This is a genomic window from Gemmatimonadaceae bacterium (assembly GCA_036003045.1).
GTDB lineage: Bacteria > Gemmatimonadota > Gemmatimonadetes > Gemmatimonadales > Gemmatimonadaceae > JAQBQB01.
Genome location: DASYSS010000027.1, coordinates 25,662 through 38,959 on the forward strand (window position 1 = coordinate 25,662; position 13,298 = coordinate 38,959).

At 65.7% G+C, this 13,298-nt stretch carries 12 protein-coding genes; 7 read left to right on the forward strand and 5 right to left on the reverse strand.

Annotated features, from left to right (window positions below; translation table 11 throughout):
- Window positions 1-10: 10 nt before the first annotated feature.
- From VGQ44_05645 to speA, 6 genes are all read left to right on the forward strand, one after another.
- Window positions 11-1,348, forward strand: coding sequence for a hypothetical protein (locus tag VGQ44_05645; protein HEV8446279.1), 1,338 nt, complete (start codon window positions 11-13; stop codon window positions 1,346-1,348).
- 90 nt (window positions 1,349-1,438) lie between these two features.
- The gene (locus tag VGQ44_05650; protein HEV8446280.1) at window positions 1,439-4,435 is read left to right on the forward strand and encodes a prolyl oligopeptidase family serine peptidase; all 2,997 of its coding nucleotides are present in this window, start codon (window positions 1,439-1,441) and stop codon (window positions 4,433-4,435) included.
- A 40-nt stretch (window positions 4,436-4,475) separates the two neighbouring features.
- A complete protein-coding gene (locus tag VGQ44_05655; protein ID HEV8446281.1) occupies window positions 4,476-5,510 on the forward strand; it encodes an ABC transporter ATP-binding protein in 1,035 nt (344 codons plus the stop codon).
- Entirely contained in the window at window positions 5,507-6,355 is an 849-nt protein-coding gene (locus VGQ44_05660; protein ID HEV8446282.1) for an ABC transporter permease, read from the forward strand. The genes VGQ44_05655 and VGQ44_05660 overlap by 4 nt, the downstream gene beginning before the upstream one ends.
- Window positions 6,352-6,966 (forward strand): pyridoxamine 5'-phosphate oxidase, encoded by a 615-nt coding sequence (gene pdxH / locus VGQ44_05665; GenBank protein ID HEV8446283.1) that lies wholly within the window; start codon window positions 6,352-6,354, stop codon window positions 6,964-6,966. Before VGQ44_05660 ends, pdxH begins: the two co-directional genes overlap by 4 nt.
- A gap of 22 nt (window positions 6,967-6,988) precedes the next feature.
- Window positions 6,989-9,013 (forward strand): biosynthetic arginine decarboxylase, encoded by a 2,025-nt coding sequence (speA, locus tag VGQ44_05670; GenBank protein HEV8446284.1) that lies wholly within the window; start codon window positions 6,989-6,991, stop codon window positions 9,011-9,013.
- 10 nt (window positions 9,014-9,023) lie between these two features.
- On the opposite strand, the gene VGQ44_05675 is transcribed toward speA, so the two are convergent.
- From VGQ44_05675 to VGQ44_05685, 3 genes are all read right to left on the reverse strand, one after another.
- Entirely contained in the window at window positions 9,024-9,449 is a 426-nt protein-coding gene (locus VGQ44_05675; protein HEV8446285.1) for a hypothetical protein, read from the reverse strand.
- A 27-nt stretch (window positions 9,450-9,476) separates the two neighbouring features.
- Window positions 9,477-9,881 (reverse strand): hypothetical protein, encoded by a 405-nt coding sequence (locus tag VGQ44_05680; protein ID HEV8446286.1) that lies wholly within the window; start codon window positions 9,879-9,881, stop codon window positions 9,477-9,479.
- A gap of 198 nt (window positions 9,882-10,079) precedes the next feature.
- Complete coding sequence (locus VGQ44_05685; GenBank protein HEV8446287.1) at window positions 10,080-10,439, reverse strand: hypothetical protein; 360 nt, start codon at window positions 10,437-10,439, stop codon at window positions 10,080-10,082.
- 208 nt (window positions 10,440-10,647) lie between these two features.
- Between VGQ44_05685 and VGQ44_05690 the strand changes: the two genes are divergently transcribed.
- Window positions 10,648-11,886, forward strand: coding sequence for an amidohydrolase family protein (locus tag VGQ44_05690; protein ID HEV8446288.1), 1,239 nt, complete (start codon window positions 10,648-10,650; stop codon window positions 11,884-11,886).
- Window positions 11,887-11,995: 109 nt separating this feature from the next.
- Here the strand turns inward: VGQ44_05690 and VGQ44_05695 are convergent, their stop codons facing one another.
- Both VGQ44_05695 and VGQ44_05700 read right to left on the reverse strand, forming a co-directional pair.
- Entirely contained in the window at window positions 11,996-12,595 is a 600-nt protein-coding gene (locus VGQ44_05695) for a superoxide dismutase (protein HEV8446289.1), read from the reverse strand.
- On the reverse strand, window positions 12,595-13,215 hold the full coding sequence (locus VGQ44_05700; protein ID HEV8446290.1) for a VTT domain-containing protein: 621 nt from the start codon (window positions 13,213-13,215) through the stop codon (window positions 12,595-12,597). The genes VGQ44_05695 and VGQ44_05700 overlap by 1 nt, the downstream gene beginning before the upstream one ends.
- Window positions 13,216-13,298 lie beyond the last annotated feature (83 nt).

Sequence of the window (13,298 nt, forward strand, 5' to 3'; positions counted from 1 at the left end):
GGATTCAGCGATGCGTCGCATCTTCGGGTTCTGTCTTGCGCTCGTCGCTCTCTCTCGCGCGGGTGCGCAGACGACCGAAACTCCGGTTCCGTTCGACAGCGCCCACCGCGTGTTGGTCATCACGCCCGCGCTTGCCGAGCGTTTGCATCTCGCCGATCCGACGTGGCCCGTGCGCGATGAGTATCGCGACGTGCATCTCTATGCCTCGTCGACGGGGGGATTCGTTCTCGTCGCGCTGCTCCCAACCGGTTCACTCAAGCGCTATGAACTGACAGAAGCGCAGCGTGCGGCACTCGGCACGGCGATCGACGCGGCCATGGCGACGTCGGGCCGGCCTATCGGTCAGGTCGGCGCTGAGCCATCGGAACCGGCTGGGAATGGGTACGCGCGAAAGATCACGGCTCTCACCGCGTTGGGATACGCGCCGCTCGCGGCTTCGCTCAGCGACGACGGCTCCGTCGCGGGCGCCACGTACGTGCTCACTACGGGCGCCGCGTTTTTCATCTCGTACGGTGCGGCGCAGAGCGGCCAGATCACGCGCGCTCAGGGCGACCTATCCGCGAACCTCGGGGTCGCGGCCGGGGCGGCGGGGCTCGGCGTGGGATACGCCGCGACGGGAAACGGTGATCGCGGCGTGCGCGCCATCGCGCTCGGCTCGGCGCTCGCGGGGACGATCGCGGGCATTGGCCTCGGCCGCCATCTGACCGACGCCGAAGCGCATTCGTCGACGCTCGGCATCGAAGGAACGGCGGCGTCGGCGTGGGCCGTCGGCGCGGCCGCGGGCGCGCAAGGCCGAGGAATGGCCGCAATCGTCGCGGCGAGTGAACCGCTCGGCTATGTGATTGGTCTCCAGTATCCGCGCATGGCGTCGTACGGCGTGACCGCCGGTGACGTGAACGCCATGCAGACCGCGGGTCTGGTCGGCGCGCTCGTCGGCGGAGCATTGATCGGCGGCAGTCATCCGAGCCCTCGCCTGACCGGCGTCGCGCTGGGCTCGTCCTACGTCGCGGGACTTCTCATCGGCGATGGGGCGATCGCGCGGCCGTTCGACCTCACGACCTCCGACGCCAATCTCGTCACGATCGGCGCGGTCGCGGGAGCCGTCATGGGCTTGGCCATTCCGCTGATCGCACAGACCGACAACGGCTCGGTCATCTCAGGGTCGGCCGCGGCCGGCGCGACACTGGGCATGTCGCTGGTCTTCGGAAGCACAAATTTTCGGAGGGCAGGGGAGATCGTTCCCGTCAATCGCTCCTCATCGCGCCTTCGCATTGGGCCTGGGCTCGGCGTTCTCGGCCTCGTCACGCGGGCGCCGGGCCGGTATCCCGTCGCCAGCTTCACGTTCTGACACCAAATGGCAACGCGCCGAGGGCGCGTGTCGTAGACATAGAGCGAAGTCCCACCCCTTCATTCCGACCGTCCCCAGTCCCCCGTCCCCATGAGATACACTCGGCTCGCAGCTCTGCTCACCGCCGCGCTCGCCTTGGTTCCAGCGGCGCAGGCACAAAAGAAGGCGCTGACGCAAGCAGACTGGGACAAATGGAAGTCGATCAACGCCCCGCTGCTCTCCAACGACGGAAAGTGGGCGGTGTACACGCTCATTCCACAGGTCGGCGACGGCGAGCTCGTGATCCGCTCGACCAGCGGCACGACGGAATTTCGCGTTCCGCGTGGCTACCTCGGTCGGCCGAACAATGTCCCTGGCGGTTTGCGAGGTCCGGCCGGCGGTACCGGTGAGGGAGACCCCGTCGGCCCCAACGCGTCGCCTGCGCAGATCACGGCCGACAGCCGTTTCGTCATCGTCAGCACGCAGGCCTCGCAGGCGGAGGTCGAGCGAGCGGGTCGCGGACGCGGCGCGGCGGCGACCAATCGGCAGTCGCTCGCCATCGTGAGTCTGCCCGACGGCAAAGTCACCACGATCAACGGAGTGCGGTCGTTCCGACTCGCGCGCTCGAACGGGACGTGGCTCGCCTACGTGCCCGAGCCCGACAGCACGACTCCGGGCGACTCGTCAGCGCGCGGTGCGGCGAATGCCGCCGGCGGTGGCGGCCGTGGCCGCGGCGGCAGAGGTGGCGGTGGTGGTGCGCCGAGCAATCGTCGCCAGTTCGGAACGCCGCTCGTGCTTCGCAACCTCGCGAGTGGCGCCGAAGAGCGTTTGGCCGACGTGCTCGCGTTCGCGTTCGACGACAGCGCCAAGGTGATGGCCTACACGATCGTCTCGCGCGACTCGACGAAGGACGGCGCGTTCCTCCGCACGATGGGGGGCGCGACGACGACGCTGCTCGCGGGACGTGGCGACTACAAAGCGCCGACGTTCGATCGGACCGGCACGCAGCTGCTGTTCCTCTCGGATCACGACTCGTTCGGTCACGAGACGCCGGCGCGTTACACGCTCTACCAGGCGTCCACCAAGGGCGGCGCCGCGCAGGCGATCGTGAACCCGTCGCAGGTGACGCCCGGCATGCACATCGCCGACAACGGACCGCTGGCGTTCACGCGCAGCGGCACGGCGATCACGTTCAACGTCGCCCCGCCGCCGATCGACTCGGTGCCGGCGGATTCCCTCGTCGGCAAAGCCGTGTTCGACCTGTGGCATTACAAGGATCCCGTGCTCCAGCCGACGCAGCGCATCAACGCGCAGCGCGACCGGAACAAGTCCTACCAAGCGATCTACTTCGCGTCGACGAAGAAAGTGGTCCAGCTCGCCGACGACTCGATCCCCACGGTGAGCGTCTCCGAGGATGGTAAGATCGCCGTCGCGAGCTCGCGCGAGCGCTACATGATCGAGCAGATGTGGGGCGACGGCGGCTCCGACGTCTACGTCATCGATCCCTCGACGAACGCGCGTCACCTGATCCGCGAGAAGATCAATGGCAACGCGCAGCTCTCGCCCGATGCCAAGTTCGTGATCTTCTATGACAAGAAGCACTGGTACACCTACAATACGGCGACCAGCAAGCTCGTCGACCTTACGGGAAGCCTGAAGGGCGTCCACTTCGACAACGAGACGGACGACCATCCGAACGAGCCGCCGGCGTGGGGAGTCGCCGCGTGGACGAAAGGCGACAAGTCCGTCCTGATCAACGACCGCTACGACGTCTGGGAGTTCGATCCGACGGGCGCCAAGCCGGCCACCGTGGTGACCGACTCGGTGGGCCGAAAGAACTCGATCCAGTTCCGCGTCGAAATCGCGGGCGGTGGCCGCGGTGGCCGCGGCGGTGGCGGCGGCCGTGGAGGCGCCGCGCCGGGCGGAGAAGATCGCGGTGTGATCGACCCGGCCGAGCCGCTCATGCTCCATGCCGTCAACCAGGAAACGATGGCCAGCGGTTTCTACCGCACGCAGCTCGGCACGAAGAAAGAGCCCGAAAAGATCGTGATGTCGGATCTCGCCTACGGCACGCCGGTCAAAGCGGCGAACGCCGACGAGTGGATGATCACGAAGAGCACGTTCACCGAGTTCCCGAACCTGTGGGTCGGCCCGTCGCTCACGAACCTGACGAAGATCTCGGACGCGAATCCGCAGCAGAAGGACTACAACTGGGGTTCGGCGGAGCTCGTGCGTTGGCGCAGCGCCGACGGCGTCGAGCTCAAAGGCATTCTGTACAAACCGGAAAACTTCGATCCGAACAAGAAGTATCCGCTGATCGCGTACTTCTACGAGATCCTGTCGAACAATCTGTACAGCTACGTGCCGCCCACCGGCCGCAACGTGATCAATCCTACCCACTATGTGTCGAATGGGTACCTCGTTTTTGAGCCGGACATCGTCTACGAGACGGGCTTCCCGGGCCAGAGCGCGGTGCGGTCGATCGTCTCCGGCGTCGAATCGCTCGAGCGGCGCGGCTTCGTCGACGAGAAGCACCTGGGTATCCAGGGGCAGTCGTGGGGAGGCTATCAGACGGCGTACACCATTACGCAGACGCATATGTTCGCCGCGGCCATGGCCGGCGCGCCGGTCGTCAACATGACGAGCGCCTACGGGGGCATCCGCTGGGGCACGGGGATCTCGCGCGAAGGACAGTATGAGGTCGGCCAGAGCCGCATCGGCAAGCCGCTCGTCGAGGCCCCGCAGCTCTACATGCAGAACTCGCCGCTCTTCTATCTCGACCGGATCACGACGCCCTTGTTCATCATGAACAACGACGCCGACGACGCCGTGCCGTGGTACCAGGGCATCGAGTTCTTCGTCAACATGCGCCGGCTTGGCAAAGAAGTCTATTTCATCGATTACAACAACGACGTGCACAACCCGGCCAGCCGCGCGAACCAGAAAGACATCGCGATGCGCATGCAGCAGTTCTTCGACAACAAGCTGAAAGGCACACCGGCGCCCGACTGGATGGTGCACGGCATCCCGTACGTCGCGAAGGGCAAGGATCAGCTCGGCCCCGCTCCGGTTCAGGCGGGCATTCAGCCGGAAGTGAAGAAGCAGTAGAGATTCGCGGCGAGGGCCGGCCCGGGCTTAAGTTCGTTCAATGCCCGCGATCGAGACCCGAGCGTTGCGTAAGGTGTATCCCGCGCCCGCCGCCCCGAAGCGGCGGGGCGCGGGGGCGATGCCCGGCATCGGCGGACCCGGCGGTCCGCCGACCGCCACACCGTCCGGCGCATGGCCTCGCGCCGAGATCGTCGCCCTCAAAGGACTCGACCTCGCCGTTTACGAAGGCGAATTCTTCGGGCTGCTCGGCCCGAACGGCGCCGGCAAAACGACGACGATCGGCATTCTCACCACGCGTGTGCGCCCGACGTCGGGCACCGCGCTCGTCGGCGGCGCGGACGTCGGCACGGATCCGGTGCGCGTGCGCCGCCGCATCGGCGTCGTGCCGCAGCGCCCGAATCCCGACCGCAGTCTGAACGTGATCGAGAACCTCCAGTTCCACGCCGCGTACTTCGGCATCGGCTCGTCGCATTCTCTGCCTCGCGCGATGCAACTGCTCGAGCAGCTCGGGATCGCCGACAAGGCGAATGCCAAGGTCGACGAGATGTCCGGCGGCCAGCAGCAGCGGCTCATGATCGCTCGCGCGCTGATCCACGAGCCGCGCGTCATCTTTCTCGACGAACCGACGGTGGGGCTCGACCCGCAGACGCGCCTCGCGCTCTGGGACATCCTCCGCGAACTGCACGGCGAGGGACGCACGATCGTCATGACGACGCATTACATGGAAGAGGCGGACAAGCTGTGCGACCGCGTCGCGATCGTCGATCGCGGCGAGCTGCTCGAGCTGGACACACCCGCCGCGCTCAAGCAGCGCGCGCCGGGCGGCACGCTCATCGAGGTCACGCTCTCCGGCGACGCGAACGGCGTGGTGGACGAGGTCCGCGCCGTCGAGGGCGTGCTCCGCGCCGAACCGCAGGGAAGGCTGCTCCGTGTGTTCAGCGATCGCGGCGGACGCGTGGTCTCGCCCGTGATTCAGGCGGTCGAAGAGCGCGGCACTTCCGTCGCGAACATCACGCTCATCGAGCCGAGCCTCGAGACGCTGTTCGTGTCTCGCACCGGGAGGAAACTCGATTGAGCGCCGTCGACGTCGTCGCCGGGGGCGCCGCCACCGACGCGCGCCATCCACCGGGCGTCGAGGAGCACCAGGCCTCCGTTTGGTCGGTGTTCTTCGCGCTATTGCGCCGGGATCTCCGCGTCGCGCGGAAGGAGCTGGTGTTCTTCCTCGTGCGCACGACGATGCAGCCGCTTCTCTTTCTCGTCGTGTTCGGCTACCTGCTGCCGAAGATGAGCTTCGTCGGCAAGGGCTATCAGACCGCGCTGCTGCCGGGAATTCTCGCCGTGAGCCTCAGCCTCTCGGCGATTCAGTCGGTCGCGCTGCCGATGGTTCAAGATTTCGGCTGGACCAAGGAGATCGAGGACCGACTGCTCGCACCGGTGCCGACGCTCGTGATCGCCGCCGAGAAGATCGTGTCGGCGATGCTGCAGGGATTCATCGCCGCGGCGTTCGTGCTTCCGATCGCGCGGCTCGTGATGGGCCCGATCCCGGCCCTCACGCTGTCCCATGGCGGCGAAGTCGTCGTCGTGATCCTCCTCGGGTCGCTCGCCTTCTCGTCGCTCGGCATGTGGCTGGGCACCGCCATCGCGCCGCAGCAGATCGGACTGATGTTCAGCGTCATCATCGCCCCGATGCTGTTCTTCGGGTGCGCGTACTACCCGTGGCGCGGGCTCGACGTGATTCCGGTCCTCAAGTACATCGTGCTCGTGAACCCCATGGTGTACGTAGCCGAGGGAATGCGGGGCGCGCTCACCCCGGCCGTCCCGCATATGCCGCTGGTCGTCGTCGTCGTGGCGCTCCTCATCATCTCGGCGTTCTTCTGGACGCTGGGCACGCGGAGCTTCTTCAAGCGCGCCATCGGATGACCGGGCCTCCCCCGTCGCAGACCGCCGGCCCCGATCCGTTCACGCGATTCGCGGCGCTTTTCGAAGAAGCCAAGAACCTGCCTCGCGACCTCCTGCCGGAGCCGACGGCGTTCGCCCTCGCCACGGTGGACGAGCGCGGCGCGCCGAGCCTGCGGATCGTTCTGCTCAAACACGTCGACGAGCGCGGATTCGTGTTCTACACGAACCACGAGAGCCGCAAGGGGCGCGAGCTGCTCGCGACTCGCCGCGCCGCGCTCTGCTTTCACTGGCAGCCGATGGAGGTGCAGGTCCGCGTCGAGGGCGCCGCTGCTCCGGTGACGGACCAGGAGGCGGACGAGTACTTCGCGTCGCGCGCGCGTGGAAGCCAGATTGGCGCGTGGGCGTCGCGGCAGAGCCGAGCGATCGAGCACGAGGGCGATCTCGAGGCTCGCGTCGCCGAGATGGAGAAGCGTTTCGCCGGGGGACCCGTGCCTCGACCGCCGCAATGGTCCGGATTCCGCGTCGTTCCGACTCGCATCGAGTTCTGGAAAGGACGCCCCAACCGGCTGCACATTCGCGACGTGTACGAACGGGACGGTAACGGATGGCGGGTCAGTCGTCTCTACCCGTGATGAATTCGATTATTTTCGGCGCATGGCTACCACCACTCGCGTAACAGACGCTCCGACCGGATCGGCCGCGCCCGCGAACGGCGCGGCGCCGGCGGCCGGCGCTTCCGGCGCCGAGACGACGTCCACCGGCGCGGGCTGGTCGATCGACGCCGCTCGCGCGCTTTACAGGATCGAAGGGTGGGGCGCCGGGTTTTTCGACGTGAACGACCAAGGCCACGTCATCGTGCGGCCGGACAAGGATCGTCCCGACCACACCGTGGACCTCTACGAGATCACGAACGATCTCGAGGAGCAGGGGATCGCACTCCCCGTGTTGTTGCGCTTCTCGGACATCCTGCGTTCGCGCATCGAGGACCTGACGACGCGGTTCGAGCAGGCGCGCGAGGAATTCGGCTACACGGGCGGATACACGACCGTCTACCCGATCAAGGTCAACCAGCAGCGCCACGTCGTCGAAGAGATCGTCGAATTCGGCAAGGGTCGCCGCGTGGGACTCGAATGCGGGAGCAAGCCCGAGCTCCAGGCGATTCTCGGCCTCGCCGAAGACACCGAGCACCTGATCGTCTGCAACGGCTACAAGGACGAGGAGTTCATGCGCCTCGCCCTGATGGGCCAAAAGCTCGGGCACCAGGTGTTCATCGTCATCGAGCAGCTCAGCGAGATCGACGTGCTGCTCCAGGTCGCCGACGAGATGGGTGTGACGCCGACCGCCGGCGTCCGCATCAAGCTCGCGTCGCGCGGATTCGGCCGCTGGAAGGAGAGCGGCGGCGAGAAGTCGAAGTTCGGACTCAACTCCGCGCAGCTGATGCAGGCGATCGACAAGCTCCGCGCCGCCAACAGACTCGACATCATCAAGCTGATCCACTTCCATCTCGGATCGCAGATCACCGACATTCGCTTCATCAAGCTCGGGCTCACGGAACTGACGCGGTTCTACGTCGAACTCCGGAACCTTGGCCTCGACATCACGCACGTGGACGTGGGCGGCGGCCTGGGCGTCGACTACGACGGCACCAACTCGACGGCCGACGCGAGCGTGAACTACTCGCTGCAAGAGTACGCGAACGACGTCGTCTACACGTTGGCGGAGGCGTGCAGGGAACACGAAGTGCCCATGCCGCACGTCATCAGCGAGTCGGGGCGCGCGCTCACCGCGCACCACGCATTGCTGCTCATCAAGGTCATCGACGTCGAGTCGCAGGCCGATCGACCCGTGCCGGAGCTGACCGAGGACGATCATCAGCTGCTGCACGAGATGCTCGCCGACCATCGCGACGCGTCGCGCAAGACCGTGTCCAAGCGACGCGTGCGCGAGATCTACCACGACATGACGTTCGACAAGGAGCGCGCGCAGGAGCTGTTCAACAGCGGGGTGTTCACGCTGCGCGAGCGCGCGTTGGCCGAGCAGATCTATTTCGCCACGGCGAACGTGCTCGCCAAGTCGGTCCTGCGCAAAGGTGCCGACTTCGCCGACATCATCGCCGATCTCGATTCGACGCTCGTCGACCGGTACTTCTGCAACTTCTCGCTCTTCCAGTCGCTGCCCGACAGCTGGGCGATCGATCACGTCTTCCCGATCATGCCGATTCACCGGCTGAACGAAGAACCGAACCGCCGGGGAACGCTTCAGGACGTGACGTGCGACTCGGATGGCAAGATCGACCGGTTCGCCGGCGAGACCTCGGCCAACGCGAGCCTCGAGCTCCACGAGTTCCACGACGGCGAGCCGTACATGCTCGGCGTGTTCCTGACCGGCGCGTACCAGGAGATCCTGGGCGACCTGCACAATCTCTTCGGCGACACGAACGCGGTGCACATTCGCCTCGCGAACAACGGCGGATACGACGTCACGGATCTCGTGCACGGCGACACGGTGACGGAGGTGCTGAACTACGTCCAGTTCCGCGCGCCGGATCTCCTGCAGACGTTCAGGCGGAAGGTCGCCGCCGCGAAGCACATTTCGCGGCAGGAGGCGAATACGTTCATCGCCGACTACGTCGCCGGACTCGAAGGCTACACGTACCTCGAGGGCGAGGCCGCGCAGTAGCCCGCAGTAGCTACCAGTTTCCGTTCTGGTACACGTGCGATGTACCGAGCGTCGGCGCGACGACGATCCTCACGCGGTCGCCTTTGTTGAGGCTCAGCGGGCCGAGTAGCGTCGATCCGGTATCGCCCACCGGCCGGACCTCGAATGTCGTGAGCGAATAACGGAAGAAATCGGTACCCAGCCCGACGGTTTGCGTCGTGCCGCCGGCCACCGTGGCGACCTCGCTCGTGTCCTCGTTCGCTTCGGCGTAGACCTTCACCGCCGTCGGGAAATCGTTCTGCACGCGAAGCACGACGGCCGCCTGCGGCGGCGTCTGCAGCGTATCGAACGCCAACTGTCCGGCTGCCGTTTGCGACCGAATGCCGCTCTCGTGCGCGCACGCGGCGAAAAACACCATGGCAGCCGCCACGGCGGCGCCGATCGATCGTCGAGTCATTCGTTGCTCCTTCTCTCCTGCTTCCCGTTACGGCACCGTGGGACGGATTTCGACGCGGGCCGAGTCGAGGTTGGGCGTCACGATGAGGTTGGCGGTTTGGCCCCGACTGAGCCGGAATGGTCCGATCTGTTTCGAGGGGCCGGTCGCGGGCACGATCTCGAGCGAGAAGGATGTGCCGGGGAACGAGTTCGCGTCGAGTGCGACGGTTCCGAAACCGTCGCTCGCCAGGTTCACGAGCTCGTTGCGATTGTTCCCAACGATCGAAAAGACCTGGACGCGAGTCGGGTAATTGTTCTGCACGCGGATCAGTACGGTCCGCGATGTCGTGGCGCCGACGTCGATGTCGCCGGCCGCCGTCCGCGTGTTCTGCTGCGTACAGGCGTGCACCGCCGAGAGCGCGATGCTCGCGACCAGTATTCGCATGGGGCTCATGCCTCCCTCCTTCGAGCGGCCTGGTGAAGCGCACCGCTCGACTGCCACCATCGGGACAAAAGGGCAGGTTCAATGCCCGCGACGCGCATTCGACAGCGCCGCGGTCACTGTGCGGGCGGGCGCGGCCCGACGAGCCGCGGCCACTGTTGTGGCGCGACTCGCGGACCTCTTTTCCCCGGCCTCAGCCGGTCTTTTTACTTATGGTGCGGAGTGGTGAATGTCGACGTGGGACAGATTGATGTCCGGCGTCAGGACCAGCTCAGCCGTCTCGCCCTTGTTGAGCTTGAACGGCCCGAGCCGTTTGATCATGTGGCTGTCCTCGGGCCGGACCTCGAACGAAATCGATGGATAGGGAAACAGGTTCGGATCGAGCACGATGGTGCGCACGCCCTTGGTCGCGACGCTCGCCACCTCGTTGGGCTGGCCGCCCATCACCGTGTAGACCCGAACTTTCGCAGGATAGTTGTTCTGCACGCGGAGGAGCACCGTCCGCGTCGCCGACAGCGAATCGACGGCGATGTCGCCGGCAGCTGATTGCGTTCGCGATTCGCTTTGCATGCAGCCAGCGAGCATGCCCGCGCAAATCGCGCATCTGACGCCAATCGCAACACGTGTCATATGTTTATGCCTCCTCGGAGAGCGAGCTGAAGCAAGCTGCTCGAAAACTCCCTCGTTGTTGGACCAAAGGGGCAGTTTCGGTGCCGACACCTGGCGTCGGTTGCCGAAATCCGGGATTGCCCTGATCGGACTCAACCGGCAACCGTCGATGAGAGCTCTGTCATTTGCCGCCGGAATCGCGCTCACGGCACCGTCGATCGCCGACGCGCAGAATTCGTCGTTCGCCCCGACCCGCTCGACGGTCACCACGATTCACGCGGCGCGAATGATCGACGGCCGCGGGAAAGAGACCGAGAACGTGGTCGTCACGGTGAGCGAAGGCAAAATCACGAATGTGGCGCCGGCGACCGGCCGCGGCGTCCAGGCCACGTACGAGCTCGGCGACGCGACGCTGCTCCCGGGGCTCATCGACGCCCACGTCCACCCCGGGTGGTACATCAACGGGCAGGGCGCGCTGCACAATGGCCGCGACGGAGATACCCCGACGCAGTCCGTGCTCGCGCGTGCCGGGAATCTCGACGCGACGCTGATGGCCGGATTCACGACGATCCAGAGCGTAGGCGGGGCCGAGGACCTCGAGCTGCGCGACGCGGTCGCGCGCTGGCAGATCCCCGGGCCGAGGATTCTCACGTCGATCACGCAGCTGAGCAACACCAGACCGTCCCCCGATTCGCTGCGCGCCCTCGTGCGGTCGCTCAAGGCGCGCGGCGCCGACGTCATCAAGCTGTTCGCGTCGGCGGGACTCGGCGCGGGCGGGGCACAGACGCTGTCCGATGAACAACTCGCCGCGATCTGCGGCGAAGCGAAGGCGCAGGGACTTCGCTCGGTCGTCCACGCGATCAGTGCCGGCAGCGTGCGCGCCGCCACGCTCGCCGGCTGTACCGAGATCGAACACGGCACGTTCGCGACGCAGGCCGAGCTGACGCTCATGGCGGAGCAAGGAACGATCTTCGATCCCCAGGTTTGCCTGGTTTTTCAGAACTACATCGACCATCGCGACGTGTACGCGCGCTCCGGATACACGGACTCGACCTTCATGCTGCTCGGCCAGGCGATTCCCACGGCCACGGCGATGTTCAAGAAGGCCCTGGGCACCCCGGGACTGAAGATCATTTTCGGCACCGACGCGGTCGCGCTGGCTCACGGGCGGAACGCCGAGGAATTGCTCTGCCGAGTGAAGGCGGGTCAGAATCCGATGGACGCGATCACGTCCGCGACGTCGGCGACAGCGGCAGCGCTGGGGTTGGGCGCGACGATCGGAACGGTCGCACCGGGCTACGAGGCCGACCTCATCGCCGTGCGCGGCGATCCGTCGCGAGACATCGCCGCGATCAGGAAAGTGACGTTCGTGATGCGAGGCGGCGTGGTGTTCACCGGAACGCCGTGAGCGATCGATGAATCGGAGAAAACGCTCGCGACAAATGCCAGACGCGGACAGAAAAGTGGCTAGCGATGGGCGTTGTGCCCACAGCTAGCCACTGTCGTTTGTTCGTCGCTCAGCGATATCGATCCGCGACCGCGTCCCAGTTGACGACGTTCCACCAGGCCGTGATGTAGTCGGGCCGGCGGTTCTGGTACTTGAGGTAGTAGGCGTGCTCCCAGACGTCGAGTCCGAGAATCGCGTTCTTGCCTTCCATGAGCGGGTTGTCCTGGTTCGGCGTGCTCGTGATCGAGAGCTTGCCGCCGTCGTTGAGGAGCCACGCCCATCCTGAGCCGAACCGTCCCGCGCCCGCTGCCGCGAACTGCTCTTTGAACTTCGTGAAATCGCCGAACGCCGATTTGATCCCGTCGGCGAGCTTGCCTGTCGGCTCGCCGCCCTTGCCGGGTCCCATCAACTGCCAAAACAAGCTGTGATTCCAGTGGCCGCCGCCGTTGTTCCGCACCGCGGTGCGCACCGCTTCCGGAACCGAGTTGATGCCGCGCATCAAGTCGTCGAGCGATTTGCTCGCCAAATCGGGCGACTTCTCAATGGCGGCATTGAGATTGTTGACGTAGGCCTGGTGATGCTTGGTGTGGTGAATCTCCATCGTGCGCGCGTCGATGTGCGGCTCGAGCGCGTCGTTCGCATACGGCAATGCAGGCAGCGTGAACGCCATTAGGCTCTCCTTGCTCTGTACCACCCGATGATGCCAGGCGAGATCGAGAGCAACACGACGATCGCGATCACACTCTCGATATGCTGGTCGACTCCCGGAATGTAGCGCCCCAGGAAGTAGCCGATGAACAGCATGCTCCAGATCCACGCGACGCCGCCGATGACGTTGTACAGCGCATATCGCCGGTGATCCATTTGCGCCATGCCGGCCACGACAGGAACGAACGTGCGAATGATCGGCATGAACCGCGCGATGACGATCGTCGCGGCGCCGCGCCGTTCGTAGAAATCGTGCGCGCGATACAGATGCTTCTTGTTGAAGAGCAGCGAGTCTTCGCGCTTGAAGAGCCGGGGGCCCGTCGCGGCGCCGACCACGTAGCCGACCTGGTTGCCGATGATCGACGCTACCGTCAACAGGAGTCCGAGCAGCCACACGTTGAACACGCCGGTGGTGGCCGCGAGGAGTCCGGCGGTCACGATCAGCGAATCGCCCGGCAGGAAGAATCCGACCAAAAGTCCTGTCTCGGCGAAAATGATCGCCGTCAGCCCCACGTACCCGCCCCAGGCGATGATGCCGCGGACGTCGCGGACGCGATGCAACCAGTCGAGCAGTGTGTGCATGGTGGCGGAAAGCTGAGTTGGCGGGCACAGGAAGTTCTGCGAGCAAGACGATCGAGGCAACGGTTGCGTTCGGCGACGAACGC